Here is a 24,868-nt window from a genome sequence, read left to right on the forward strand (position 1 = left end):
AAAACTACATACCAGCGTTTTCATCTACCCATTTTAGGTATTCGATGATATTTTTGATCTCTTCATCACTCATATGCTGATTTGGCATTCTAAGGTTAAAGTAATCAATCATTGATTTAATGTAGTCGTCACTATAGAACTTAGCAGGATCTTTAATAAATTCTGCCACCCATTTTTCGCCATTTTCATGTCTTAGTAAAACGCCAGTTAGATCTGGACCTGAGCTTACTTGACCGATAACGTGGCAACCATTACAACCGCCTTTTAGATAAGCCTCTTCACCTTTTGCAGCAGCTGGACTCATCGGAGTTGCGATCTCTTTAGCTAGGTTATTTTTAGCTCTTAAGCCAACGTCAGCTGTTTTAACCATGTATTGCCATACTTGGTACTCCCAAAGGATAGCGCCGTTTACGTCGCCTTTTTTGTAAGCTTCGTCAGCTTTAGCTTTTACCTCTTTGATGTGGCCGTATTGATCAAGTGCATCATCAACCAAAGCTTTTACTTTTGGATATTTCTCATAATGTTTCTCTTTTAGGTACTTAACAACCTCTTGGATAACATCATCAGTTGCCTTATTAGTTGCGATTACTTTGTCGTATTCAGCTTTTAAAGCCTCTGGACTTAGAGTTTTTAGCTTGTTATTTTTTGCAGATTCATATTTTTTACTTGGATCTTTAACAAGTAAATAACCCATCATCTCTAGGTGAAGTGCTGAGCAAAACTCCGTGCAGTAGTATGGGAAGACACCTTCCATATCAGCTACGAAATTTACTGAAGCAGTTTTGCCAGGCTCTAGTGACGCGTGAATGTTGTAAAGGTCGATGCCAAAGCCGTGAGTCTCATCTTGAGCACGCTCTAGGTTTGTTAAGTGAATTGTTACATTATCGCCTTTATTTACTTCGATGTGCTCTGGGTTGATGTGGCTTCTGATCATTGTTGCATAGACAGTTACATTTTTGCCGTTTCTTTCAACTCTTTCTTGACCAGCTAGAGTTGCATATGGGCTAGCCTCGCCCGTTCTTGAGTTTGTACCCATATTGTAAGTAAGCGCTGGGCTTAGTTTGCTAGCAGCTATTGAAACAACATCGTGTGGCTCGCCAAGTGGGATTGGCATATCATAGATTAGATCCATTTTTGCACCAGTGATGTCTATTAGCTGGTGATTTTGTGGATGAAGTGGGCCAACTGGGCTAAAGCGATCGATTGAAAGTTTATCAAGAGCGATTGCATATTTGCCAACTGGTTTTGCTGATTTGCCTTCCATTGTATCAAGGTGGCCGATATTGTAGTGAACATTTATCTTGTCAAGCACTTTTAAATTTTTATAGTCCCATTTTACGATTTGACTATCAACGTAAAGTGATGTATAAAGTACGCCATCTTGTGAGTCAAATGATGTATGCAGTGGTCCAAGGCCAAGTTCGACTTGTCCGTGCATTGACTTTTCTCTATCTAATATAGGAATTCCGTATGGGTCAGTGCCAGCATACTCTTTTTTATCGATTAGCTCTTTGATCTTTCTAAAGTCATAAACTGATGTGTGAGTATCAAGCTTTCCGCCAATAATGATGTATCTACCATCTGGGCTTACGTCACAACCGTGTGGGCTCTTTGATTCTGGGATCAAAAATAGCGCACCTGCTTTTACAGCAGCGTCTATTGTAACTACCTTGTGACCATTTATAACTTTGTAGTTTTTCTTGTCTTGAACAAGTTTTTCTAAAATTTTCCAGTTATAAACGTGTAAGAAGTCAGTGTCATTTCTACTTGCACCTGCTTCAAATGGAGGAAGACCTTTTTCGATACCGCCGGTATACATCTCAGTATTTATTGAGTTTGTAAAGCCCCAGCCGTAGCTCTCGCCTTTACCAGCATCACTTAGATCTTGCCAGTATGGAGGAAGCTCAAGAGAAAATGACTCTTTCTCGTCGATCTTGCCTTTTGGATAGTCAAATTTCCAAAATGTTACAGCGCCTCTATAAACCGCTTCATAGTCATCTATTGAGTGGTAGTTGTTATCAAGCGGAGCTGCATATTGGCTAGCTTCGATAACATACTCGCTATTTGGGGTGATGAAGCTACCGCCATGCTCACTCTTCATAATAGGGTTTACAACGATTTGAGTTGTCTCAAAGTCATGCAAATTTATAACTGCGATTCTTGGGTTAGCTTTATCGTTGATAAATAGATAATCACCAACATACTCACCATTTTTCTCACTAAAATTTGGGTGGTGTGTATCGCCCCATGTTATCTCTTTGCCCCTGATGTTGCCTTGTTTCAAAACAGCTTTTGACTCATTGTCATAGCCATATCCTTGCCAAGGCTCTGGCGTGAAAACGCCGATGTATTTATAAATTCTCATCGACGGAACGCCATAAACTAGCACTTGACCGCTTTGCCCGCCAGATGAAAAGACGATGAAATCATCTTTTTTACCGCTAGGCTGATAAGTTTTAGCAGCTGCAAGGACATCTTTTTCGCTTAGCCCACGCTCTTTCATGACTTTTTCAAGGTCACTACTAGCAGCACAAGCAGTCGTTAAAGATAGCCCAAGCAACGCAGCACTTGCGACACAAAATAACTTTTGCATTTACTCTCCTTTTTAAAATGAATTTATCTCTAAACTCTTTATCTCATTGTCTAAATTTACGCCATTTAAGACGCCTTTGTCTATAAAAATTCTTTTTATCTCATTGCTAAAAAGAGCCTTTTGTCCTTTTAGCTTAAGATCTTTGTCAAATTTATAGACTACTCCATCCCCATCACCTATAAAAATTTCATCCTCCATACACGCAAGAGCTGAAATTTTAGATTTTAAAACTTGCTTTTTGATTCCACTTTTAAAATCTAAAATTTCTCCATCTCTAAAGCCAAGCAAAATATCATTTCCCTTAAATTTACAGGCGCTAAGCGGAGCAAAGCCGACACGCTTTTTCTCTTTTAAATTAAGCTCTTTATCAAGCAAAAATGCTTTGCCATTAAAGCTCGTAAAAAATAGTTCATCATCAATTGGCAAAAGGCTCGAAATTTTATAAACATCTTTATAATTTTTAGTTAAAAGTTTATTGAGATTTTTATCAAAAACGCCTATGCTTACTTCATTTGCCATATCACAAGCTACGTAAATTTTATTTTTAATTGCCACAATTTGTGAAATTTTACAGCCAACATTTGGCATAGCAAATAAGAAATTTTTCTCATTTGTTACCTCAATAATCTCATTATTTAAATTTGCGATATAAAAGGATTCTCCATCATTTCCGCACTCTTGATTTTTATAAATCGTCTCTTTTAGATCCAAATTTTTAATCTGTCCATCTTTTATAAAGACGATGCTTTGGTTGCTTTCATTAATAAAGCAACCTAATTGCTGGGCAAAAGCTGTTATCAAAAACAAACTTATACAAAGCAGAAATCTCATAATCCAAGGCACTTTCATCATAAATTTAATAAGCAAAAAAACTATACATACTTAACTCTTAAAAGCAAATTAGCGATTAATTTATTTTTTTAAGCTTTTAAAGAAAAATATCAATAAATTTTTTTAAATTTCATTATTTACATTATATAGACATTATGATTTAATCAATACTAATATAGTTTTAATAAAATTTATTATCTATAAAACTCTTCATTTTAGGTATTTTATGCATTAAAAATTAAATTATAAATAATTTATTAAAAAAATTATTTAAATTAAATAATTATATTAAGGAATGAGAATTCTCTTTAGTATTTAAGTAAAAAGCTAGATTTTATGTATTTGTTATATTTTTAGCTTAAACCTATTGGTAATTTAAATTTGTTTAAATAGGCTATAATCCGCCAAAAAAGGAGAGATAATGCTAACGCATTTAGATGAGAAAGATCGTCCAAAAATGGTCGATGTGAGCCCAAAAGATCCTACAAAAAGAGTGGCAACTGCTAGCGGGATCATCAAGATGAGCAAAGAGGCCTTTAAAGCGATCAAAGAAAATACTGGCAAAAAAGGTCCGGTCATCCAAACAGCTGTCGTTGCTGCGATAATGGGTGCAAAAAAGACAAGTGAACTAATCCCGATGTGCCATCCACTAGCTATTTTAGGTGTGGATTGTGATATCGAGGAGCTACTTGAAATTTGCGCTTTTAAGCTTTATGTAAGCGTAAAAATAGAGGGTAAAACAGGCGTTGAGATGGAGGCATTAACTGGCGTTAGCGTGGGGCTTTTGACCATTTATGATATGGTAAAAGCTATAGATAAAAGCATGGAAATAAGTAATATTGTATTAGAGAGTAAAACAGGAGGAAAAAGTGGCGAGTATATGCGATCTAAATAACAAAAAAGCAAAAATTGATTACCCAACACATTGGGAATATAAAATAATATTTGATGCAGATGTCAATGTAGAAGAAAAGGTAAAAGAGATAGTAAAAGATAGAGAATTTAAGCTGGTCTTTTCAAAATTTAGCAAAGATAAAAAATACGCTAGCTATGACCTAGCCGTGCTAGTTTTGAGCGAAGAAGAGAGGCTAGAGATATTTTCAGCACTAAAACACGAAGCAAAATACGTTTTATAAGGTAAAAGATATGAATAATTTAGAACAAAATTTACATGATTATAAAAGCAGCGATGGCTTATTAATAAGTATAAAAGCTCTTTGCAATAACTTCTTTCAAGATACTGCAAACAAAGATATAAATGCTTTGCCAGAAATTTTAAAGGCTAAAATGAACGAACTTTATGACAAAATGAACAAAGAAGATCTCATAAACGCAAAAAATCTAAAAAGTGCCATGGAGGGAATAAATCAAGCCATTGTCGGTGCTGAAGAAAAGGCACTTTACGAGCTACTTGATAAAAAAGATGAGCTAAATCGTGCAATAGAAGCAAAACGTGAAGAGATAAAAAATAGGCTCAAAATTTCATTTGAAGCAGCTGAAGAGGTCGTAAAAGATAGAAATTTTAGTGAAAAAGAGGAAATTTTAGAGCTTTTAAATAATGCGATCATTAGAGAAACAAGACTTCTTGGTATCTTAAAAGAAAGTGCTCAAATAGCATTTTTGACAACTCTTGAAGGTGCAAAAGATGTCGAGGAAACAGCTAGTGCGATAGCTAAAAATATGACCTATGTTGCGATCATTGGAGGAGAGTTTAGCAAAGAGCGGATACTTGAAATTTCAAAAAACATCATCATAGCAGCGGCAAATTTAGCAGATGAGGGTCATATCTTTGCAAAAGAGTTGATAAGTGGAGCGATAAGTGGCACAAGAGATGGCATTTTAAGAGCCATAGAAAAGCTTAAAGATGAGGCGAAATTTGCTCCAGATGAGCTTAGGCTAAACTCGCAACTACTAAACTTAAAAAATATTGATGAAGAATTTATAGCATTGCTTAGGGAACTTGAAAAAGAATTTGAAGGTGTAGCAAGAAATGAGATCGAAAATGTGATAAATAGCGAGCTAGATACAAACCTAGCGAAATTTAAACGCATTAGCGATCAAGCAAGAGAGCAAATTATTTCAAGGATAGAAGAGTTAAAGTCAAATGGCATGGCAAAGCTTATGAGCGAGGCAAATAATAAATTTGAAGCCCTAAAACAAGAGCTAAATGACAAGAGTAAAAAGCTAAAGCTAAATTTTGATACAAACGACAAAATTGAAGAGATCAAACAAGAGATCGCTAATCTTGAGAAAAAAGCCAATGAAAAATTTGAAGACATCAAACAAATTGACATCAAATCAGAAGCCAAGAAATTTGGAGATAGGGCTTATCAAGCTGCAAAAGATCTGTTAAATGTTATTAAAAAAGATAAAAAAGAGGATTAAATTATCAAGCCTATCTTGAAATTTTTCCTGAAAGATACTCGAGTTATATATTCTTGCCAAGTGTGAAAATTTCCTCCACACTTGGCTTTTACTTTCTAAAGACTTAAAATCACAAAAATAGATAAAGTAAAAATGCTCCTAAAATCAAGCGGTAGATGACAAAAGGCAGCATCCTGATCCTTGAGATGATCCCCATAAATAGCTTCACGCACACGTAGGCACTAACTGCACTTATGATGACACCGAGGGCGATATCGCTCCAAGGAAGCGCATTTGGATCTTTTATAAGTTTGATACTCTCGAGTCCGCCAGCTAGGATGATGACTGGGATCGACATCAAAAATGAGAAATTCGCACTTCCCTTGTGGCTAAATCCTAAAAATAAGGCTGCTGTCATCGTTATGCCTGATCTTGAGACGCCAGGGATGAGCGCCACAGCTTGAGCAAGGCCGATAATAAGTGCAAATTTTATGGTCATTTCATATTCGCTTTTGTTTGATGAGCGAAGATCAGCAAAGTAAAGCGCTATGCCAAAGATGATCGTAGTAATAGCGATCACAACGCCGCTTCTTGCGTATTCTTCGATAATGTTGTTAAACAAAAGTCCAAAAATTCCCACTGGAATGGTAGCAAAGCCGACACACCAAACAAGCAAGCTATCGCCCACCATCTTTCTTTGTGCGATCGAGGCAAAAAAGTCACGAAGTAGCTTAAAAATCGTATCTTTAAAATAAAAAAGTATCGCGCTTAACGTGCCAACGTGCACTGCCACGTCAAAAGCAAGACCTTGATCTGGCCAGCCAAGTAGCTTTGGCACCAAGATAAGATGAGCCGAGCTAGATATCGGCAAAAATTCGCTTATACCTTGCACCAAGGCTAAAACGATAACGTGAGAAATTTCCATAAAATGCCTTTTTTGATTTTAGATTGCAGTTGGGGATTTTACTCCCCAAGATTAAATTTATATAAGTTCGCTAGCAAAATTTGCAAGTTTTTGTGGCATAAATCCAAAGTGATCAAATAGCTCGTTGGCCTTTCCACTAGCGCCAAAGCTATTCATGCCATAAACTGCGTCAGCAAATTTATACCACTCAAAGCCAGTTGCAGCTTCAACTGCGACGATCGTCGTGTTTTTGTCTAAAATTTTAGCCACATATTCATCTGGCTGCTCACAAAGTAGGTCAAAACAAGGCGCTGATACGACGTTTGCGCCGATACCTTGCTCAGCTAGAAGTGCGGCTGCTTTTACGCAGAGTGAGACCTCGCTACCGCTTGCTATAAATGTGATCTTCGCATCTTTTGACGAGCTTAGCAGATATGCGCCGTTGCTAACCTCGCCAAATTCGCCTTTTGCAAGTGGCTCAAGCCCTTGGCGGCTAAGCACAAATGCGCTTGGAGCGTTTAAATTTAAAGCCACCTGCCAGCTAGCTGCGTTTTCGTTACCGTCAGCTGGACGGAAAGTGTAGAAATTTGGCATCGCTCTAAATGTGCTAAGCTGCTCGATAGGCTGGTGCGTCGGACCATCTTCGCCAACGCCGATACTATCGTGCGTGAAGACAAAAAAGTGTTTTATGGCCATTAGCGCTGCTATCCTCGCACTTGGCTTTAGATAGTCGCTGAAGATGAAAAATGTCGCTGAAAATGGCAAGAAAAGGCCATATCTGGCGATACCGTTGTTGATGGCCGCCATGGCGTGCTCTCTGATGCCGTAGTGGATATTTTTGCCATTTGGGAAGTCGCCCATACCCTTCAGCTCAGTCTTATTTGAAGGAGCTAAGTCAGCGCTACCGCCGATAAAGCCAGGTAGTTTTTTAGCTATTTCATTTAAAATGGCGTGGTTTGTATCTCTTGTGGCTAGCTTCTTGTCGCTAAAGTCTGGAAATTCGATCTTGCTAAAGTCTGGATTAAGAAGTGAGTTTAGTAAATTTTTGCCTTCAATGCTTAACGCCTCAACCTTTTTGTTCCACATCGCCTCTTCTAAATCGCCCTTTTCAACTGCACCTCTAAATCTTAAAAGCACGTCCTCATCAATGGCAAATTTCTTCTCAGGATCAAAACCAGCTGCAGCCTTTGCCTTTTTGATGATCTCTTCGCCAAGTGGGGCGCCGTGGCTGTGGTGTGAGCCCTCAAGCTCCATTGCACCACGTGCTATGCGTGTGTTTGCGATGATGAGATATGGCGACTCTTTCTCGTTTGCCTGCTCTAATGCAAATTCGATCTGGTCATAGTCGTGTCCGTCGATACGTGCGACCTCCCAGCCCTGCGCCTCAAACCTCGCTTTTACATCCTCGCTAAATGCGATCGCTGTGTCGCCCTCGATCGTGATATTGTTTGAGTCGTAGATGAGTACAAGGTTGTCTAGTCTTAAATTTCCGGCTACCGAACATGCCTCGTAGCTTATACCCTCTTCTAGATCGCCATCGCCACAAAGACAGTAAATTTTATGATCGATTATTTTATTGTCCGGCTCATTTAGCACGTTTGCAGCGTATTTTTCTGCCATGGCTAGGCCAACTGCATTTGCTACGCCTTGACCAAGTGGGCCAGTAGCAACCTCAACGCCTGGAGTGTGAATCTCTGGGTGTCCTGGTGTGTTTGAGCCAAGTTGGCGGAAATTTTTAAGCTCATCAAGGCTTAGATCGTAGCCGCTTAGATGCAAAAAGCTATAAACCAAACTTGAAGCGTGGCCACCGCTAAAAACGAGCCTATCTCTGTTTAACCATTTTGGATTTTTTGGATTGTGTTTTAAAAAGTTGCTTAAAACCACCATGATATCAGCTAGGCCCATAGGAGCACCTGGGTGTCCGCTGTTAGCATTTTGCACCATGTCAGCGCACAAAAATCTTATAGTATCGGCTTGTTTTTTTAGCATATGATCTCCTTTTATTGCGCCAGATTATACAAAAAAGTGATTAAAACTTGCCTTGCATTTTTGTCCAAAATGTCTAAATAGTGATATAAATTTTTTAAATTTTTAGTAGTAAAAAAGCTAGAAATTTCTAGCTTTTATCTAAGGTGTTTATCCGTAAGCTCTAAGATCATCTTTGCTATGCCAGCATCTATCTGATTTAGCGCCTCTTCTATCTCGCAAATAAGCTCGTCTTTTTTCTTTTTTGCGCCAGATAGACCAAGTAAATTTGTAAATGAGTTTTTAGCTAGGTCGTTATGCACAGGCTTTCCAGCAGCTGCCTCGTCGCTTGTAAGATCGATGATGTCGTCTTGTATCTGAAAAGCAAGACCAAGTTTTAGGCCGATATCATAAATTTTCTCACACTCTATTTCGCTTAAATTTGCTATCACAGCACCCATTTTTAGGCTAGCAGCGATCAGCTTTGCGGTTTTGTGGATGTGCAAAAAGACTAGCTCATCAAGGCTTAGCATCTTGTCAGATAGGCCAAATTTAGCCTTTGCTCTTTTGATGTCCTCTTTATTTGTATTTTCAAAAAAACAATCAAGCGCCTGACCTAGCACCATGCCACTAAGGCCAGCATTTTCGCTTAAAATTTCCACACATTTTATACGCGTGTCAGCTGGTAAATCAGCACGTGAAATTTCATAAAAAGCATGCGTATTTAGCGCATCTCCTGCAAGTATGGCAGTTGTCTCGTCGTAGGTTACGTGAAGCGTTGGTGTGCCACGCCTAAGGCTTGCGTTATCCATTGATGGCAGATCATCATGGATAAGCGAGTATGTATGCATCATCTCAAGCCCTAAAGCCACTCTCATGGCCTTTTGCGTGAGGCTTTTATCCACACTTTCTACCACGCCAAGAAGCAAAAGCGCCCTAAAGTGCTTGCCTCCAGCCTTTAGCATAACGCCAAGCGCCTCCTCGTAGTAAGGATGAAAGCTAGGAGCCTTTGGCAAATTTGCGTTTAGAAATTTTACAAAGTCCTCAAGTAGGCTCATTTTGGCACTCTCGCAAAAAATTGAAAGTCATTTCTAGTAAATAGAAGCGTAAAATTTTTTAATTCACCAAGCTTCTCTAAAAGCTCTTCACGACTACTCACGCTCTGTTTATCAAAACCTAAAATTTTATCGCCGGTCTTGATGCCAAAAATTTCTGCATTTGACTTTGGCTCAACCTTTGTAACGACTAAATTTTTATCCACCGTGATACCATAATCCACCAAAATCTTATCATCAAGCATTGTTTGTGGCTCTTTTGGCATGATGTTGAAATTTGGTATATCAAGGCTTGAAGGGGCGTCTACATCGAGGCTTTGGTTAAATTTCACATCCCCACTTACTGGTACTTGAAAGAGCATTTCTTGCTTATCGCGCTTCACGATGATGTCAAGCTTTGCGCCCTTTGGAGCAAAAAGTACCATCTCATTTAGCTCTCTTAGGCTCTTTGGCTTGATGCCATTTATCGTAACAAGCTCATCATCGACCATCATCATCTTGCCACGGCCCAAAGGATCAACAAGACCCACAAAAAATTTATCCTCTTTTTGTAAAAATTTCACACCTATATCGCCGTAATAGACGTCATCGTAAGATACAAAGTGCTTCAAATAACGATTTGGTATAAATTTATCAGCTCCAATAGCTATGCCTATCATCTTGCAGCAAGGCGTGTTTATCTCGCCAGTCGCGTTATACTCGAAGCTTAGCGTATCAAAGTCGCCTAAATTTTGTCCCAAAGACTTGATGTGACCCATGACGGTGTTGTTTGCATCATTTAAAATGCCAACCCAAGTGCTCTTTTTTATGCGCTCCTCGTTGGTCTCATCAGCCATCACAACAGGGCTTAACTCCTTGCTAGAGCGAACCAAAAAGAGCTGCAAATATGGGTCAAACTTGACATATTCGCCAAGCGGAGCTCCCTCGCTTTTTGGCACTGCGATCAAATTTTTAGTGATAGCCACGCCAAAGTGTTTATTTACTGAGACGATCGAGTTTTTGTTCTTTTCAAAGCAGGCGTTAAAGTCCTCTTGCGTAGGCCTAGGATCGGCGTTTAGGCAAAGCGCTGATAGCAAAAATGCAAGGGCAAATTTATATTTTAGTCTCATTTTATCCCCATCGAAGCAAGACCGCCAAGCATCCTTGAAGCGGTGTTTTTCTTATCAGCCTCAACTGACTTTAGCACGTCATTTACGGCGCTTATTAGTAAAATTTGCATACTCTCTTTATCTTCAAGCAAGCTATCATCTATACTGATATCAAGTATCTCGCCACTGCCGTTTGCTCTCACGCTCACCAGCCCACCGCCACTTTTTGCTCCAAATTCTTTATTTTTGCTCTCTTCTTCTATCTGTTTGGCCTGTCTTTGCACATCCTCAAGCATCTGCCCCATCTTTGAAAAGTCAAATCCCTCAAACATCGCCTACTCCTTTATGATCTCGTTTTTGTTATTTACGTGCACGATGGTTGGCTTAAATTTCTTAGCCTTTTTAAATTTCATGCTAGCGTAAGCCACGATGATGACCACGTCTCCTACGCAGACTTTTCTAGCAGCTGCGCCATTTAGGCAAATTTCGCCTTTTTTACCTTTTATCACATAGGTGGCAAATCTCTCGCCATTATTTACGTCTAAAATTTCAACCTTTTGATTTTCTATCAAATTTGCAGCTTTTATAAGCTCCTCGCCGATGCTGATCGAGCCAACATAGTTTAAATTTGCGTCTGTTACGACGGCTCTATGGATCTTACTAGCTAAAATTTCTATATTCATTTTTACCTCTTTAAAAGCTCTCTTACTACTTCTTTGTCGCTAAATGGGTGCTTGACGCCCTTTATCTCTTGATATGGCTCGTCGCCTTTGCCAAGTATGACAAGCGCCCAGCCGGGTTCTAGCTTGCTAATGGCTAGTGCGATCGCCTCTTTGCGGTTAGCGTTTCGTATCAAATTTTCATTTTGACTCATACCAGCGCAAATTTCATCTATTATGCTCTCTGGCTCTTCGCTTCTTGGATTGTCACTTGTGACGATGCAAATTCTTGCGTATTTTTGGGCTATTGCTCCCATTTTTGGACGCTTTGTCCTATCTCTATCACCGCCTGCGCCAAATACAGCTATCAAATTTAGATGTCTAAGCGAGTTTAGCACCTTTTCTATGCCATCAGGCGTATGAGCAAAGTCTACGATGACTAACGGATCGGTGCTAACGACCTCCATCCTGCCGCTCACGCCTTTAAATTTACTTATCGCCTTTGAAAGTGCGGCTGCGTCTGGGTGCTCTAGCAGGCAAACGGCGCCAAGAGCGGCGATTAGGTTGTAAAGATTAAACTCACCTTGAAGGCTTGAGTCTATCTCCACATCGCCATTTGGCGTCTTGATAACTGCGTCTATGCCGTCCTTTAGCCCATAAACCACCGGCGCAAAGCTGGCTGGCTTTTTAAGCGAATACGTATAAGCGTTTTTTGGATTAAATTTAATGCCATTATCGTCAGCATTTATAAGCTTCATGCAATCATCATCAAAAAAGCTCGACTTTACCCTAGCGTACTCCTCCATGCTCTTATGGTAGTCGAGGTGGTCTTGAGTTAAATTTGTAAAAATTTTTAGAGCAAATTTCAAGCTCTCTATGCGCTTTTGAGCGATCGCATGCGAGCTAACCTCCATCACGAAGTACTCGCAGCCCTGCTCACTAGCTACTTTGAGATAAGAAAGCGTCCTTAAAATGGCACTTGTCGTAAGCGCCTTGTCATCTATCTGCTTGCCCTCTATAAATGCCCCTCTGGTGCCACTTAGCCCACATTTTTTACCTAAATTTCGCAGGGTTTCGTAGATAGCCGCAGCCGTTGTGGTCTTGCCATTGGTGCCTGTGATGCCAACTATTTTTAGATTTTCATCAATCTTTAAAAGCTTTTTGCACTCTTCAAGGGTGATTATCTTAGCGCCCTTTTTTACCGCATCCTCTGCAAATTTCGCATTTGCAGTGGTTTGCACAAAGTATGCACCCTGCTCGCACTCGTTTGAGTCATCTGTTATGAAGCTATTTTCTACTGATATTTTCATCGTTTTGTCTTTTTTGTATCTCTTTAAAAAGCTGATCTATACGCTCGTCGCCGCCAAACATCACCGCTGCACTCTCAAGGTAGTTCATGCTCATATCAATGAAGTCATTTTTTATCAAATTTCCTAAAAATTCCAAAAAATCGTCTTTGTTTGAGATCATCACCTTTGTTGAGAACATGATGTTTTCAAAGACCTTTTTAAAGCTGCCGTCCTTATAAACAGCCCTTTTAAAGTCCTCGTAGCTGATCGCGTCTTGCTCTTCAAAGTACTCGCTCTCCTCGTCTCTGGACTCTAAAATTTTTAAAATCTCCTCCACGCCCTCGTCGTCCTCGCCGGCTCTTACCTTCGCCATGTAGTAGTCAAACAAGAGCTTTGCTTCCTCGGCATTTTCCTCGCCAAGAGAGCAAATTTGTATCAAAAATGGTAAATTTTTATCCTGTGTCTTTTCGTAAGCTAGAGAGAAATAAAAGATAGCTTCTTTAAATTTTGAGCGTTTGAAGTGTTTAATGCCTATTTTTTTATAATCTATCAATGTTAAATTCCTCGCCAATCGGGATATTTACGACCTCGAGCTCTGGGTGAATATCCATACGAAGTTGTCTTTCGAGTCCATATTTTAGTGTAGTTGTGCTAGCTGCACATCCATGACAATGCCCTGTAAGTCTTACATAAATTTTGCCGTTTTTTATGCCAAGTAGCTCCATGCCACCGCCATCATTTTCAAGCATCGGTAATACCTTTTGCAAACTCGCACTGACTGGTTTTAAAAGTTCTTCATCGCTAAATGGGATCATATCTTTTTCCTATTAAATTTTTGGGCTATTATAGCAAAATAAAAATGCAAAAAATAATGGCTATATTTTTGCTTAGCGCTAATTTTGCTTTATAATTTAAACCTTTTTGACACACCTAGTCAGTTTTGATTATTAAATGCGTGAGCTAAAATTTAGTAAATTTTTGATTATTAGTTTTAGGATAAAAGGGCAAATTTTGCCCTTTTGTTTAATCTATTAGAAGTGATTTTATATCTACTTTTTGCTCGATCATCTTACTCTCGAGCATAAATTCTTGCGTAGCCTCAAGTGCTTTTATATCTTCAGCCGTGATCTTTGGACTAAAGTCATACTGCGGATACATACTCCTTACCGCCTCTATGCTAAGCCCAGTCTCTTCAGCTGTAAATTTTAATGCCTCTTCCTCATTTGCTTTCATAAAAGCCAAAATTTCATCTTGAGCCTTTTTAAATTTTTCAACTAGATCTTTATGTTTTTTGTAAAATTCTCCGCTTGTGGCAGTAACGATGACTGGAGTGATGACGCCCTTGCCTGTTGTTATAACACTAAGTCCTGATTTTTTAGCATTATAAGCAGCTGGTCCAGCAAGAAGTGCTGCATCGACGCTACCATTTTCAAGTGCAGCTTGTGCAGCTGGGATGCCCATAGAAACGAACTCTACGTCATTTATGCTAAGCCCTCCAAGAGCAAGATATCTAACCAAAAGCTCATTTAATATCGTACCTTTTGGGCCTGCTATTTTTTTACCTTTTAAGTCTTTAGCGGTTTTTATGCCTTTATCTTTAGCAAATATCGCAAAAGCTTCAGGTGCTCTTGAATAGGCACTTATGATCTTTATATCAGCTTTGTTCGCTGCGGCAAGTATGACTGAGGTTCCGCCAACACAGTTTAGAAACTGGAGCGAATTTGAAGCGAGCGCTTGCGTTTGTTTCGCACCTGATGTTATCTCAGAGTACTCGACTGGTACGCCAAAAGATTTAGCATAAAAGCCTTTAAATTTATCGACGATTGAAGGGACGTTTAGCGGCGATTTGACGTAGGTCATGCCGATCTTATCTAGCTCACTTGCGTTTGCGACTAGACAAAGCAAAGAGGCCGCACACAAAATCTTAAAAAACTTTCTCATATTTGCTCCTTTAAAAATTTTCCAAATTATATAACTTTTTGCTTCGTTTTGGTTTTAATTATCATTTTATAAAATGCTAAATTTCGCTCAAAATTTTACGCTTTAAATTTATTAGTTTATCGCAAAGCAAATCTCTTGGCTTAGCTAAATTTGATAAATCATAATTTGATTTTATCCCACCTTTTTCAAGCAAAATTATCTCATCTGCTAGATATAGGGCCTCATCGACATTATGAGTGACAAAAATGATGGTTTTGCCGGTTTGGAGCTTTAAAATTTCAGCCTGCATGCTGGCTCTCGTAAAAGCATCAAGTGCTGCAAATGGCTCATCCATAAGGATCAAATTTGCTTCATATGCAAGCACTCTAGCAAGAGAAACGCGCGAGCTCATGCCGCCAGATAGCTGCGAAACAGCGGCAAATTTAAAGTCATTAAGTCCTATCATTGATATGAGTCTATCTATCTTTACCTCGTCTATCTCATGCTTTTTAAGCGCAAATACGATATTTTCATAGACATTTAAAAAAGGCATGAGCCTAGGCTCTTGAAAGACAAAGCCAATCTTTGCTTGCTCTTTAAATTTTATCTCGCCAAGACTTACGCTTTCAAGGCCTGCTATGAGGCGTAAAAGCGTGGTTTTGCCGCAACCACTTCTGCCAAGTATAACGGTGATCTTATCTTTTTTTATGCTTAAATTTAGCTCTTTTAAAACATCAATGCGCTTATCATTAATAAAAAAATGCTTTGATAAATTTAAAATTTCTATCATTTTTCACTTCGTAAAAGGCTAAATTTAGATATCAAAAATAAAAATATCCTATCTATGAGTACGCCACAAATTCCTATCGTAAAAATGCCAACAAATATCCTATCTGCGCGCGAAAGCTCCTCCGCATCTAGTATGAGATAGCCTAGCCCGCTGGAAGCTGCGATCATCTCCGCTCCCACAATCGCTCGCATAGCGTAGCCAAAACCTATGCGCATACCTACAAAAATATCTTTTATGGCATTTTTTAGGATGATTTTGTAAAAAATTTCAAATTTACTAAAACAAAAAATTTTACCAACCTCAATAAGCTTCACATCGCAGCTAGTTAGCCCTTTTGAAATACTTAAAAACATTGGAAAAAACGATGCTAAGATGATAATAATAATTTTTGGAGTTTCGTTTATACCAAACCAAAGCACCAAAATAGCAATAAGGCTAAGTGGTGGAACATTTCTAAAAAACTCTAGTATCCACTCGTAATAAATACTAGCTTTTGGAAATAGCGCTGCCACTCCGCCAAAAGCAAATGCCAAAACAAAAGCCAAAATATAGCCAACAAATATACGCTTAAAGCTAATCATCACATGCGTTATTAACTCGCCAATTAAGCTCATATCAAACATTGTTTTAAGTGTCGTAATAGGACTTGGTAAGATATAAGGTGTGAAAATTTCTAGCTCGCAAACGACCTGCCAGAGGGCAAAGATCACTAGGATCAAAACGCTCTTTTTTAAAATTTCTATCACAGCCCATCTCCATTGTGACAGCCATTTTCACAGTATAAAAGCTCGATGATCTGGTAGTTTTTAAGCTCGCTAAATTTATATGAAAATGCGTTTTGTATCTTTTCTTTACTACATAAACTTAGTGTTTTTATACCTAAATTTTCAAAAAATCCAGGTGGAATGGGACTTGATTCTATTTTGTTTATTTTTAAATTTATATCGTTTAACTCTTTAAAATTTTTCCATGTTAAAAATGTAGTTTGATCTAATTTTAAAGAATTTCCAAGCTCAGCCAAATTCTCACAAGGCGTTGTTATATAAAGCCACTCATCTTCTTTTAGCTTCGAGCTAAGTTCAATGGCGCTTTCAATTAAAATGGGATTTAAGCTTGAAATATTATTTGAAAATTCTTTGAAATTTGATCTTATAAAATTTACAGCTCTTGGACAGCGACTGTCTAAAACCATGCCTTTAGAGCATAAATTTTTATATGAATTTTTGACATCACAAACATGATCTCTTTCGCACTCTACTATGTTAAAGCCCTTATTTTGCAAAAGCTCTTTTAACGCAGAGAAGTCATACATATTTTTTACAACGGGATTTAGCCAAAGTAGCTTTCTCACGAGTTCTCCGTAATTTTAATAATAGAAATCAAGATTCTATCATTTAAAAATTTAAACCAAGTAAAAAGAGCCTCTTATGACTAAAATCACAAAAGATAGGCGGTACAAAAATATAAATTTATCCTACACTTTTATATCTAATTTCTGTTTTTGCTCCACTTTTTCCATTAGCTTTAGTATATCAACTCCGTTTTTCTCAAGCTGCATTAGCTCCTTAAGATAGGCAAATTTCTCATCTTTATTGATGTCGTAAGTAGTTAATTTCTCGCTTCGTCCGATCACTGAAGCATAGACTTTGTTGCCATCAAGTTTGTCCGTATTTTGCACATTATAAAGCGAGAGCACGCCCTCTACCACCTCTTTAAAATCCGCCCCGCTCTTCATGCCAGCTTTCATAAGCGCCAGAAATCTCTGTCTACTCTCTTCGTCAGTGAAATTTATATTTTGTAGCGTCTGATACTCAATTGGTGGCTTGTTAGTGCTAGTTAGCATGGAGATAGCCTTTTTGCCTATCGTAATGCTCTCCACGCCGACTCTTTCACCAAGATACTGCCTAAGTGCATAATCAATCCACTTATCTTTAAACTCATCTATGCTTAGGTCTTTATCAAGTATCTCAAACCCTTCCACGTGGCTCTTGTGACCAAGCCCAAGAAGTGTGTTATCAAGTTTTGATGTATACTCTTTTGCAAAGAGATCGACATCTGTTGGATAATATCCTATGATCTCTTCGTGAGCTCTGCCAAAGCCAAGTGCTTTAGTCTGGTTGATAAAATTTTTGAGATCATTTATCTCATCTTGGCTGACTTGTTTATCGTATCCCATGAGCTTGCCCCAGATGCTTATCTTGCCATTAGCAGCTATGCCCGAGAGCGAGAAATTGCTAGCAAATGTTAGATTCTCGCTATTTTTTTGAAATTTTATCGTATTTGTTTCATTTAAATTTATTGGCTCACCTCTAGTATCGGTATGACTTTTTTGCTCATCAACCAAACTACTAGATAAATTATTTAAAGAATTTTTGCCTATATTTGGTTTAGTATTATTAGTATCAAGTTCTTGTGCTATACTACTTTGCGAGCCAACATAAAAATTTGTGCCAACTCCATTTACACTACCTATCATCTCAAATCCTTTGAAATTTATTAGATGCCTGAAACAAATATCGTCTTTATAAAATAAAATTTTAGCATAGAGTTTAAAGGTAAAAATTTAAAATGTATAATTTTAGATTAAAAGACTTACAACTTTTAACTATGAAATTTATGGTTTTTGGTTAATAATTTTGGTAGATAATTAAAGAGATTTATAGCTTTCGAAACCTTTTAGAAGAAGGATTTTATTTTAAAAGTGGGGGTTTTATATAAAAAATAAAAAAGAGAGCCGAAGCTCTCTAAATAATTACTCAGCTACTAGCTCTATATAGGCCATCTCTGCCGCGTCGCCTCTGCGAACACGAGTCTTGATGATTCTTGTATAGCCACCATTACGCTCTTTAAATTTTGGAGCTACTTCAGTAACTAATTTATTTGTTGTTTCTTTATCTTGTAAAGAAGCAAATACTGCTCTGTGAGCGTTAGAGTCACCTTTTCTGGCTCTTGTAATTAGCTTCTCAACATAGCTTCTAAGCTCTTTTGCTTTTGGTAAAGTCGTCTCTATCTTTTCGCTTTTGATGATAGCTATCGCCAAATTTTTAAGCAATGCAGATCTATGAGATGACGTTCTACCAAGTTTGCGATATCCGTGTTTATGTCTCATCTATTGTCCTTTTATTCTTTTACACTCATTTGTGCTTTAAGCTCGGTTATTTTCTTTCTTAGTTGCTCTTTGCCATCTTTTAACACATCGGCACCAACTGGATAGCCTATCTCTTCCATAACCGCTTTAATCTCTTCAAGAGATTTTTTACCTAAATTTTTAAGCTCTTTAAGCTCATTTTCGTCCATTAATGCAAGCTCGCCGATAAATCTAATATCAGCTTTGTCAAGGCAGTTGAAACTTCTAGCACTTAAATTTAGATCTTCTACGCTAGAAAGTAGCTTTGAAAACTCGCCACCTGCACTTGAGCTAGCAACTGGAGTACTAACATCAATATCTAAAATTCCTTTAAATACTGACATTTGTTGATACATAGCTTCTAAACAATTTTTAAAAGCCTCTATCGGACTAACTTGACCATCAGTTGTTATAGTAAATACGATCTTTTCATAGTCTGGATCATCCTCAACCAAGACATTTTGTATATCATAAACTGCTTTTTTAACAGGTGTAAAGAAAGCATCGAGTGCGATATAGTCGTCTTCAATCTCTTCTCTGATCTCTTCACTAGGAACATATCCGATACCTTTTTGAATGATAACTGAAAAATTTAACTCAGCATCTTCGTTTATTGTAGCAAGGTATGCGTCTGGGTTAACGATCTCGACTAGATCATTATTTAGATCAGCCCCAGTTATCTCTTTTGGTCCTTTAAAGCTATACTCTATAACTTCGCGCTCACTGGTACTTTTTAATTTAAATCTGATCTTTTTCAAATTTATAATAAAAAAAGCTACGTCTTCTAGCATACCACGCATACTATCAAATTCATGGCTAACGCCTTTTATCTTTACACCAATAGGAGCAAAACCCACTGTGCTTGTGTAAAGAAGACGACGCAATGGGTGAGCCAAGGTAACAGCATAACCAGCCTCAAAAGGATATGCTGTAATGTTAGCAACATTTTCACTAACACTTTTAACTTCAATTTCAGTTGGCATATAAGCTGATGTAGTAATCTTTCTCATCTTTATACCCTCTATTATTTTGAATAAAGCTCTACTATAAATCTTTCCTCAACAGGAATGATAACCTCTTCTCTTTCTGGATTTCTAGTGAAAATTCCAAATTTTTTCTCTTTTTCAACATCTACCCAAGCAACAATACCAGTTTGTGCTGTAAGATCTATCGCACGAACAATTTGTGGATTGTTTTTAGATTTTTCAACAATCTCTACTTTTGCACCTGGCTCAACTCTGTAAGATGGTATATCTACTCTTTTACCATTTACTAAAATATGTCCATGAGTTACTAGCTGACGAGCAAAACGACGAGTTGTTGCAAAGCCCATTCTATAAACAACATTATCTAATCTTTGCTCTAATAGTTGAACCAAAAGAGCACCGGTATTACCTTCGCGGCGTGCTGCTTCTTGAAATAATCTTCTAAATTGTTTCTCAGAAACACCATACATAAATTTAGCTTTTTGCTTCTCGCGAAGTTGTAAGCCATATTCGCTTATTTTTGCTCTTCTTTGTCCATGTTGTCCTGGCGCATAAGGTCTTTTTTCAAAAGCACTTTTACCAGCAAGTCTTCTTTCGCCTTTTAACGCAAGAGACACACCAAGACGTCTTTCTAATTTTTCAACAGGTCCTGTATATCTAGCCATAATAATTTCTCCTATTTTTCTCTAATTATACGCGGCGGCGTTTTGGCGGTCTACAACCATTGTGTGGTAAAGGTGTAATGTCTTTAAAGAAAGATACCTTAATTCCTTCAACAGTTCCTACACTTTTAACAGCCGTTTCACGTCCGCTACCTGGACCTTGAACCTTAATACCAACTTCTTTTATACCATGCTCTTTTGCTTTATTTAGAGCATCTTCAACTGCCTGCTGAGCTGCATAAGGAGTTGATTTTTTACTACCTTTAAAGCCTAAGCCACCTGCACTACTCCATGCAATAGCATTTCCCATTTCATCAGTTACAGTTACCATAGTGTTGTTAAATGTTGCACTGATATAAACGATACCTTTGGCTATACTTTTTCTAACTACTTTTTTCTTAACAATTTTTCTTTTCGCCATTTATTATCCTTTAACCCTTGCCTTACTTAGTAGCTGCACCGACAGTTTTACGTCTGCCTTTTCTGGTTCTAGCATTAGTTTTAGTCTTTTGACCACGAACAGGAAGACCTTTTCTGTGGCGAAGACCTCTATAACTTCCAAGATCCATAAGAGCTTTAATATCCATAGCAACTTGTTTTCTCAAATCGCCCTCAACGATATGATGCTCTTGAATTTCTTTACGAATAGCTGCCGCTTCGTCTTCACTAAGCTCATAGACTCTCTTGTCGTAAGAAATTCCAGCTGCGTCAAGAATTTGACGAGATTTGTAAAGACCTATACCATATATATAAGTCAAACCATACTCTATTCTCTTTTTGTTTGGTAAATCTACACCTGCAATACGTGCCATGCCTTATCCTTGTCTTTGTTTATGTTTTGGATTTTCGCAGATAACACGAATTATGCCACTACGTTTGACAATTTTACATTTGTCACACATCTTCTTTACAGAAGGACGAACTTTCATTTTAGTCTCCTAAAAATTTATTCCACTTTTTTAGGGGCTGCATCAGGTCTAAAGAAAGAATTTAGACCAACTATTTTCAAAATAAGTGGGGAACTTTGAAAATAATTCTTCATACAGCTTTTCGCAAAGCTTGGATTTTACCTAAAACCAGCTTTAAATTTACTTAGCATATTTGCCACAAAATCAAATTTACTTATATCTATAAGTGATCCTGCCCTTGTCTAGGCTATATGGCGTAAGTTCTACTTTTACGCGGTCGCCAGGCATTATCTTTATATAATGCATTCTCATCTTTCCGGCGATATGACATAAAATTATATGTTTGTTGTCAAGCTCAACTTTAAAAGTTGCATTTGGCAGTGCTTCAACAACATTTCCATCAATCTCAATGACATCGTCTTTTGCCACAAATTCTCCTTTCTTTAAATTTTTCTCTAAATTTCACGCTTGACTTAAAATTTCGGCTTTGCCATTAACTATCGCCATGCAATGCTCATAATGGCTGGTTCTCAAACCATCTTTTGAGGTTACTTTCCAGTTATCACTTCCTAAAACTGGCGTACCATCTTTTTGGCAGATCATCGGCTCTATACAAAAAACCATTCCATCTTTTATCTTTGGTCCGGCTTTTAGATTATGCCCCTCAAGATAGTTTGGAATTTCTGGCTCTTCGTGTGGCCTTTTTCCTATACCGTGACCACAATATCCACGTAAAGGTACATAGCCTCTATCTAGTATAAATTTCTCAAGCTCGTAGCAAATTTCTTTAAAATGCATACCAGCTCTTATGATATCAATCGCAAAATATAGTGCATCTTTTGAGCAAGCGATCAAAGCCTCATCTTCTTTTGAAATTTTACCGACCCCAAAAGTCCTAGCCGAATCACCAAAATAGCCATCTAAATTTGAGCCAATATCAACGCTAACGATATCGCCCTCTTTTAGCTTGTACTCATTTGGAATTCCGTGGATCACCACTTCATTGACACTTATGCAAGCCGCATTTGGAAAGCCATAGAGCCCTTTAAAAGCAGGTTTTGCTCCAGCAGCCCTTATCATATCTTCGCAAATTTTATCTATCTCAAGAAGTGAAATTCCAGGTTTTATGATCGTAGAAACGTGATCAAGAGTTCGAGCGACGATCTTGTTCGCCGCTCTCATTTTCTCTATCTCAGCTGGTCTTTTTAGCGTGATAGCCATTTTATAGACCTACTGCGCTTAGAGTTTGGTATTTGTTTGTATAAGACTGAGCTTCTATACGCCTCATCGTATCAAGTGCTACTGAAACCACGATAAGCACTGATGTACCACCAAAATAAAATGGAACACCCATAGTCTTTACAAGTATCCAAGGCAGTGTTGAAATGATACCCAAGTATAAAGCGCCGCCCAAAGTTAGCCTACCAGCTACTTCATTTAGATAGCTAGCTGTACTCTCGCCTGGTCTAACACCTGGAATAAATCCACCTTGTTTCTTTAAATTTTCACTTATATCTTTTGTATTAAATACAATTGACGCATAGAAAAACGCAAAGAAGATAATAAATAAAAATGTTAAAACGTTAAACATATAGCCATTTGGACTTAAAAAGTCATTGATAGCTTGGATGATTGGATTTGTGCTAGCTTGCAAGATCGTACTTGGAAACATCAAAATCGCACTAGCAAATATCGGTGGAATAACACCGCTTAAATTTACTTTGATCGGTATATAGTTCATTATACGTTTGTTTTGATTTTCCATTATCACTTTTCTTGAGTAAGAAATAGGGATACGCCTTTCACCCATCTCAACAAATATAATAGCACCGATGGTGGCTAAGATGATCGCTAAAATAGCGATGACTGTTAGGAAATTCATCTCAGAGGTGTTTACTAAATTTACAGTTCCACCGATCGCACTAGGTATGCCAGAGACGATACCGGCAAAGATGATAAGACTTATGCCGTTGCCTATACCACGTTGCGTTATTTGCTCACCTATCCACATAAGTAGCATAGTTCCAGTTAGCATAGATACAGCAGAGATCGCGATAAATAAATTTATATCTATCATGATAGCTTGCTCGCCACCGCGTCCGCTTAAGCTTTGAAGTCCGATAGAAACACCGATTGATTGTACAAGAGTAATAACGATGGTTGCATAACGTATGATTTGCATATACTTTTGCATACCGTCACGCTCTTTTTTCATCTGACCTAATTTTGGAAATGTTGCTGCTAAAAGCTCCATGATGATCGAAGCTGTAATGTAAGGCATAATACCTAAAGAGATAATGCTTAAACGCTCAGCAGCTTTACCGCTAAACATATTAAATAAGCCCAAGGCATTACTATTATTTGAATTGAAGAATTCTTTAATTACGTCGACATTAACACCAGGAACTGGCACATAAGCCAGTATCCTGTATGCGAACAAAAATGCCAACGTGATTAAAATCTTGTTGGTCAGTGTTTTATCCATTATTTTGTTCCGCTAACGCTAACGTTCTCGTCTTTAATCTTAGAAGCAAGAGCTTTTGCGCTTGCACCGATTAGTTTTATCTTAGTAACGCTCTTTGAAATTTTATGAACGCTAGCTATTGTTGCTATTGAAATTTCAGCAAGCTCTTTTATAGCTGCAATTTTCTCGACATTAATAACATAAGGTTTTTCAAATTTAGAAGTAAAACCTACTTTTGGAAGACGCCTTTGAAGTGGTTGCTGTCCGCCCTCAAAACCTCTTTTCTCATTGTAGCCTTTTCTTGCTCTTTGGCCTTTGTTACCTTTGCCAGCAGTTTTGCCATTGCCGCTACCTTGACCACGACCTAATCTTTTGGTTGCATGAGTTGAACCTGCAGCAGGTGTTAATTTTTCTAATGCCATCTTAACTCCTTTCTCTTAGCTTTTTAGCAAACTAAGTGCTTTTATAGTAGCACGAACGACGTTTGCTGAGTTGTTTGAGCCAAGTGATTTAGTAAGGATATCCTTAATACCTGCAAGCTCGATAATAGGACGTGCACTACCACCAGCGATAACACCAGTACCTTCGCTAGCTGGACGAAGTAGCATTCTACTTGCGTTGTATTTTACCTCTACATCATGAGGGATAGTTGTGCCTTTGATCTTAACGTGGATAATATTTTTAAATGCGTCGTCAATTGCTTTTCTCATCGCATCTGGCACCTCTTTAGCTTTGCCATATCCAAAGCCAACTAGACCATTTCTATTACCAACAACAACTAAAGCTGTAAATCTAAATCTACGACCACCTTTAACAACCTTTGTAACCCGACCGATATCGACGATTACTTCTTCAAATTCTTCTCTATTATATTTTTCCATCGATTTTCCTTTGGGTTATAGCTTGATGCCATTTTCTCTTAAAGCTTCAGCAAATGCTGCGATAACGCCATGATACAAATAACCATTTCTATCAAAAACTGCAACATCTATCTTCTTAGCTTTTAAAGCCTTAGCAAATTCTTTAGCTAAAGTGACCGCACCTTCTTTATTTGCTTTTATGCCTATCTTTCTACCATCTACTGCAGCTAGTGTAGTAGCTGTAACGTCGTCAATCGCTTGAACATAAAGAGTTCTGTTTGATTTGAAAATAGAAACTCTTGGGCAAGTTGCAACACCAGAAATTTTACCTCTGATTCTTCTTTTTCTCTTAATTCTAAGAGCGATTTTTCTTTTTAGTACTTTTGCTGTCATTTACCGCCCC

31 protein-coding genes are annotated in these 24,868 nt (G+C 38.0%); 3 read left to right on the forward strand and 28 right to left on the reverse strand.

All coding sequences use genetic code 11. The features are described from left to right. Positions 1-4 precede the first annotated feature (4 nt). Positions 5-2,593, reverse strand: a complete 2,589-nt coding sequence (nosZ, locus tag CVT13_RS05475) for a Sec-dependent nitrous-oxide reductase (protein ID WP_107811875.1) — start codon at positions 2,591-2,593, stop codon at positions 5-7. Between the two features lie 12 nt (positions 2,594-2,605). Further along, positions 2,606-3,424: an ATP-dependent protease gene (locus CVT13_RS05480; RefSeq protein ID WP_107811876.1), complete on the reverse strand. Its 819-nt coding sequence runs from the start codon at positions 3,422-3,424 to the stop codon at positions 2,606-2,608. A 418-nt stretch (positions 3,425-3,842) separates the two neighbouring features. On the opposite strand from CVT13_RS05480, the gene moaC reads away from it, so the two are divergent. Genes moaC through CVT13_RS05495 form a run of 3 tightly spaced genes read left to right on the forward strand, consistent with a single transcriptional unit; the run spans position 3,843 to position 5,809 of the window. Continuing rightward, positions 3,843-4,319, forward strand: coding sequence for a cyclic pyranopterin monophosphate synthase MoaC (gene moaC, locus CVT13_RS05485; protein WP_199907283.1), 477 nt, complete (start codon positions 3,843-3,845; stop codon positions 4,317-4,319). After that, positions 4,294-4,560, forward strand: a complete 267-nt coding sequence (locus tag CVT13_RS05490; protein ID WP_021091143.1) for a DUF493 domain-containing protein — start codon at positions 4,294-4,296, stop codon at positions 4,558-4,560. The genes moaC and CVT13_RS05490 overlap by 26 nt, the downstream gene beginning before the upstream one ends. A 10-nt stretch (positions 4,561-4,570) precedes the next feature. Then, positions 4,571-5,809, forward strand: coding sequence for a hypothetical protein (locus tag CVT13_RS05495; protein ID WP_107811878.1), 1,239 nt, complete (start codon positions 4,571-4,573; stop codon positions 5,807-5,809). Between the two features lie 109 nt (positions 5,810-5,918). Here CVT13_RS05495 and CVT13_RS05500 read toward each other — a convergent pair whose 3' ends face one another. The 26 genes from CVT13_RS05500 to rplR form a co-directional block, all read right to left on the reverse strand. Next, the gene (locus CVT13_RS05500; protein ID WP_107811879.1) at positions 5,919-6,713 is read right to left on the reverse strand and encodes an undecaprenyl-diphosphate phosphatase; all 795 of its coding nucleotides are present in this window, start codon (positions 6,711-6,713) and stop codon (positions 5,919-5,921) included. A 57-nt stretch (positions 6,714-6,770) separates the two neighbouring features. Then, the gene (gene tkt / locus CVT13_RS05505) at positions 6,771-8,681 is read right to left on the reverse strand and encodes a transketolase (RefSeq protein WP_107811880.1); all 1,911 of its coding nucleotides are present in this window, start codon (positions 8,679-8,681) and stop codon (positions 6,771-6,773) included. 134 nt (positions 8,682-8,815) lie between these two features. Then, positions 8,816-9,715 (reverse strand): polyprenyl synthetase family protein, encoded by a 900-nt coding sequence (locus CVT13_RS05510; RefSeq protein WP_107811881.1) that lies wholly within the window; start codon positions 9,713-9,715, stop codon positions 8,816-8,818. Beyond that, the gene (locus tag CVT13_RS05515; protein ID WP_107811882.1) at positions 9,712-10,821 is read right to left on the reverse strand and encodes a PDZ domain-containing protein; all 1,110 of its coding nucleotides are present in this window, start codon (positions 10,819-10,821) and stop codon (positions 9,712-9,714) included. The genes CVT13_RS05510 and CVT13_RS05515 overlap by 4 nt, the downstream gene beginning before the upstream one ends. After that, the gene (locus CVT13_RS05520; RefSeq protein ID WP_054197266.1) at positions 10,818-11,132 is read right to left on the reverse strand and encodes a YbaB/EbfC family nucleoid-associated protein; all 315 of its coding nucleotides are present in this window, start codon (positions 11,130-11,132) and stop codon (positions 10,818-10,820) included. The genes CVT13_RS05515 and CVT13_RS05520 overlap by 4 nt, the downstream gene beginning before the upstream one ends. Positions 11,133-11,135: 3 nt before the next feature. After that, positions 11,136-11,483, reverse strand: coding sequence for an aspartate 1-decarboxylase (gene panD / locus CVT13_RS05525; RefSeq protein WP_002941539.1), 348 nt, complete (start codon positions 11,481-11,483; stop codon positions 11,136-11,138). 2 nt (positions 11,484-11,485) lie between these two features. Next, entirely contained in the window at positions 11,486-12,769 is a 1,284-nt protein-coding gene (locus tag CVT13_RS05530; RefSeq protein ID WP_107811883.1) for a UDP-N-acetylmuramoyl-L-alanyl-D-glutamate--2,6-diaminopimelate ligase, read from the reverse strand. Then, positions 12,747-13,301 (reverse strand): histidine kinase, encoded by a 555-nt coding sequence (locus tag CVT13_RS05535; RefSeq protein WP_107811884.1) that lies wholly within the window; start codon positions 13,299-13,301, stop codon positions 12,747-12,749. The genes CVT13_RS05530 and CVT13_RS05535 overlap by 23 nt, the downstream gene beginning before the upstream one ends. Beyond that, on the reverse strand, positions 13,288-13,563 hold the full coding sequence (locus CVT13_RS05540; RefSeq protein ID WP_107811885.1) for a NifU family protein: 276 nt from the start codon (positions 13,561-13,563) through the stop codon (positions 13,288-13,290). Before CVT13_RS05540 ends, CVT13_RS05535 begins: the two co-directional genes overlap by 14 nt. A gap of 208 nt (positions 13,564-13,771) precedes the next feature. Further along, complete coding sequence (locus CVT13_RS05545) at positions 13,772-14,689, reverse strand: NrtA/SsuA/CpmA family ABC transporter substrate-binding protein (protein ID WP_107811886.1); 918 nt, start codon at positions 14,687-14,689, stop codon at positions 13,772-13,774. A gap of 76 nt (positions 14,690-14,765) precedes the next feature. Further along, positions 14,766-15,458, reverse strand: coding sequence for an ABC transporter ATP-binding protein (locus CVT13_RS05550; protein ID WP_107811887.1), 693 nt, complete (start codon positions 15,456-15,458; stop codon positions 14,766-14,768). Beyond that, positions 15,455-16,204: an ABC transporter permease gene (locus CVT13_RS05555; RefSeq protein ID WP_107811888.1), complete on the reverse strand. Its 750-nt coding sequence runs from the start codon at positions 16,202-16,204 to the stop codon at positions 15,455-15,457. The genes CVT13_RS05550 and CVT13_RS05555 overlap by 4 nt, the downstream gene beginning before the upstream one ends. Next, entirely contained in the window at positions 16,201-16,809 is a 609-nt protein-coding gene (locus CVT13_RS05560) for a hypothetical protein (RefSeq protein ID WP_107811889.1), read from the reverse strand. The genes CVT13_RS05555 and CVT13_RS05560 overlap by 4 nt, the downstream gene beginning before the upstream one ends. A 123-nt stretch (positions 16,810-16,932) precedes the next feature. Next, positions 16,933-17,934: a hypothetical protein gene (locus CVT13_RS05565; protein WP_107811890.1), complete on the reverse strand. Its 1,002-nt coding sequence runs from the start codon at positions 17,932-17,934 to the stop codon at positions 16,933-16,935. A gap of 276 nt (positions 17,935-18,210) precedes the next feature. Beyond that, a complete protein-coding gene (gene rplQ, locus CVT13_RS05570) occupies positions 18,211-18,567 on the reverse strand; it encodes a 50S ribosomal protein L17 (protein ID WP_002941584.1) in 357 nt (118 codons plus the stop codon). Between the two features lie 11 nt (positions 18,568-18,578). Continuing rightward, positions 18,579-19,595, reverse strand: coding sequence for a DNA-directed RNA polymerase subunit alpha (locus CVT13_RS05575; protein WP_087578016.1), 1,017 nt, complete (start codon positions 19,593-19,595; stop codon positions 18,579-18,581). A 14-nt stretch (positions 19,596-19,609) separates the two neighbouring features. Next, positions 19,610-20,236 (reverse strand): 30S ribosomal protein S4, encoded by a 627-nt coding sequence (rpsD, locus tag CVT13_RS05580; protein ID WP_054197275.1) that lies wholly within the window; start codon positions 20,234-20,236, stop codon positions 19,610-19,612. 25 nt (positions 20,237-20,261) lie between these two features. Next, positions 20,262-20,654, reverse strand: a complete 393-nt coding sequence (gene rpsK / locus CVT13_RS05585; RefSeq protein ID WP_021091081.1) for a 30S ribosomal protein S11 — start codon at positions 20,652-20,654, stop codon at positions 20,262-20,264. Between the two features lie 22 nt (positions 20,655-20,676). Next, on the reverse strand, positions 20,677-21,045 hold the full coding sequence (rpsM, locus tag CVT13_RS05590) for a 30S ribosomal protein S13 (protein ID WP_002941610.1): 369 nt from the start codon (positions 21,043-21,045) through the stop codon (positions 20,677-20,679). A 3-nt stretch (positions 21,046-21,048) separates the two neighbouring features. Beyond that, the gene (rpmJ, locus tag CVT13_RS05595) at positions 21,049-21,162 is read right to left on the reverse strand and encodes a 50S ribosomal protein L36 (protein ID WP_002941545.1); all 114 of its coding nucleotides are present in this window, start codon (positions 21,160-21,162) and stop codon (positions 21,049-21,051) included. Positions 21,163-21,351: 189 nt separating this feature from the next. After that, complete coding sequence (gene infA / locus CVT13_RS05600) at positions 21,352-21,570, reverse strand: translation initiation factor IF-1 (protein WP_002848031.1); 219 nt, start codon at positions 21,568-21,570, stop codon at positions 21,352-21,354. A 33-nt stretch (positions 21,571-21,603) separates the two neighbouring features. Continuing rightward, positions 21,604-22,362 (reverse strand): type I methionyl aminopeptidase, encoded by a 759-nt coding sequence (gene map / locus CVT13_RS05605; RefSeq protein WP_107811891.1) that lies wholly within the window; start codon positions 22,360-22,362, stop codon positions 21,604-21,606. 1 nt (position 22,363) lies between these two features. Next, positions 22,364-23,626 carry a preprotein translocase subunit SecY gene (gene secY, locus CVT13_RS05610; protein WP_107811892.1) on the reverse strand — a complete coding sequence of 421 codons (1,263 nt, stop codon included), beginning with the start codon at positions 23,624-23,626 and terminating at the stop codon, positions 22,364-22,366. Further along, complete coding sequence (gene rplO, locus CVT13_RS05615) at positions 23,626-24,027, reverse strand: 50S ribosomal protein L15 (protein WP_107811893.1); 402 nt, start codon at positions 24,025-24,027, stop codon at positions 23,626-23,628. Before rplO ends, secY begins: the two co-directional genes overlap by 1 nt. Positions 24,028-24,042: 15 nt before the next feature. Beyond that, positions 24,043-24,486 (reverse strand): 30S ribosomal protein S5, encoded by a 444-nt coding sequence (gene rpsE / locus CVT13_RS05620; RefSeq protein WP_002941646.1) that lies wholly within the window; start codon positions 24,484-24,486, stop codon positions 24,043-24,045. A 15-nt stretch (positions 24,487-24,501) separates the two neighbouring features. Next, entirely contained in the window at positions 24,502-24,858 is a 357-nt protein-coding gene (gene rplR, locus CVT13_RS05625; protein WP_021091120.1) for a 50S ribosomal protein L18, read from the reverse strand. Positions 24,859-24,868: the final 10 nt, after the last annotated feature.

This window comes from Campylobacter concisus, assembly GCF_003049085.1.
GTDB classification, from domain to species: Bacteria; Campylobacterota; Campylobacteria; order Campylobacterales; family Campylobacteraceae; genus Campylobacter_A; species Campylobacter_A concisus_H.

What these genes read in the sequence shown, in the direction of transcription:
- CVT13_RS05530 (WP_107811883.1), bottom strand. Translation starts at nt 12,769, where the DNA reads ATGAAAATATCAGTAGAAAATAGCTTCATAACAGATGACTCAAACGAG.
- CVT13_RS05575 (WP_087578016.1), bottom strand. Translation starts at nt 19,595, where the DNA reads ATGAGAAAGATTACTACATCAGCTTATATGCCAACTGAAATTGAAGTT.
- CVT13_RS05495 (WP_107811878.1), top strand. Translation starts at nt 4,571, where the DNA reads ATGAATAATTTAGAACAAAATTTACATGATTATAAAAGCAGCGATGGC.
- rplR (WP_021091120.1), bottom strand. Translation starts at nt 24,858, where the DNA reads ATGACAGCAAAAGTACTAAAAAGAAAAATCGCTCTTAGAATTAAGAGA.
- CVT13_RS05540 (WP_107811885.1), bottom strand. Translation starts at nt 13,563, where the DNA reads ATGATCCCATTTAGCGATGAAGAACTTTTAAAACCAGTCAGTGCGAGT.
- CVT13_RS05565 (WP_107811890.1), bottom strand. Translation starts at nt 17,934, where the DNA reads ATGATAGGTAGTGTAAATGGAGTTGGCACAAATTTTTATGTTGGCTCG.
- nosZ (WP_107811875.1), bottom strand. Translation starts at nt 2,593, where the DNA reads ATGCAAAAGTTATTTTGTGTCGCAAGTGCTGCGTTGCTTGGGCTATCT.
- CVT13_RS05500 (WP_107811879.1), bottom strand. Translation starts at nt 6,713, where the DNA reads ATGGAAATTTCTCACGTTATCGTTTTAGCCTTGGTGCAAGGTATAAGC.
- panD (WP_002941539.1), bottom strand. Translation starts at nt 11,483, where the DNA reads ATGAATATAGAAATTTTAGCTAGTAAGATCCATAGAGCCGTCGTAACA.
- rpsK (WP_021091081.1), bottom strand. Translation starts at nt 20,654, where the DNA reads ATGGCGAAAAGAAAAATTGTTAAGAAAAAAGTAGTTAGAAAAAGTATA.
- rpsE (WP_002941646.1), bottom strand. Translation starts at nt 24,486, where the DNA reads ATGGAAAAATATAATAGAGAAGAATTTGAAGAAGTAATCGTCGATATC.
- tkt (WP_107811880.1), bottom strand. Translation starts at nt 8,681, where the DNA reads ATGCTAAAAAAACAAGCCGATACTATAAGATTTTTGTGCGCTGACATG.
- rplQ (WP_002941584.1), bottom strand. Translation starts at nt 18,567, where the DNA reads ATGAGACATAAACACGGATATCGCAAACTTGGTAGAACGTCATCTCAT.
- rpsM (WP_002941610.1), bottom strand. Translation starts at nt 21,045, where the DNA reads ATGGCACGTATTGCAGGTGTAGATTTACCAAACAAAAAGAGAATAGAG.
- CVT13_RS05480 (WP_107811876.1), bottom strand. Translation starts at nt 3,424, where the DNA reads ATGAGATTTCTGCTTTGTATAAGTTTGTTTTTGATAACAGCTTTTGCC.
- rpsD (WP_054197275.1), bottom strand. Translation starts at nt 20,236, where the DNA reads ATGGCTAGATATACAGGACCTGTTGAAAAATTAGAAAGACGTCTTGGT.
- rplO (WP_107811893.1), bottom strand. Translation starts at nt 24,027, where the DNA reads ATGGCATTAGAAAAATTAACACCTGCTGCAGGTTCAACTCATGCAACC.
- rpmJ (WP_002941545.1), bottom strand. Translation starts at nt 21,162, where the DNA reads ATGAAAGTTCGTCCTTCTGTAAAGAAGATGTGTGACAAATGTAAAATT.
- map (WP_107811891.1), bottom strand. Translation starts at nt 22,362, where the DNA reads ATGGCTATCACGCTAAAAAGACCAGCTGAGATAGAGAAAATGAGAGCG.
- CVT13_RS05550 (WP_107811887.1), bottom strand. Translation starts at nt 15,458, where the DNA reads ATGATAGAAATTTTAAATTTATCAAAGCATTTTTTTATTAATGATAAG.
- secY (WP_107811892.1), bottom strand. Translation starts at nt 23,626, where the DNA reads ATGGATAAAACACTGACCAACAAGATTTTAATCACGTTGGCATTTTTG.
- CVT13_RS05545 (WP_107811886.1), bottom strand. Translation starts at nt 14,689, where the DNA reads ATGAGAAAGTTTTTTAAGATTTTGTGTGCGGCCTCTTTGCTTTGTCTA.
- CVT13_RS05520 (WP_054197266.1), bottom strand. Translation starts at nt 11,132, where the DNA reads ATGTTTGAGGGATTTGACTTTTCAAAGATGGGGCAGATGCTTGAGGAT.
- CVT13_RS05515 (WP_107811882.1), bottom strand. Translation starts at nt 10,821, where the DNA reads ATGAGACTAAAATATAAATTTGCCCTTGCATTTTTGCTATCAGCGCTT.
- CVT13_RS05510 (WP_107811881.1), bottom strand. Translation starts at nt 9,715, where the DNA reads ATGAGCCTACTTGAGGACTTTGTAAAATTTCTAAACGCAAATTTGCCA.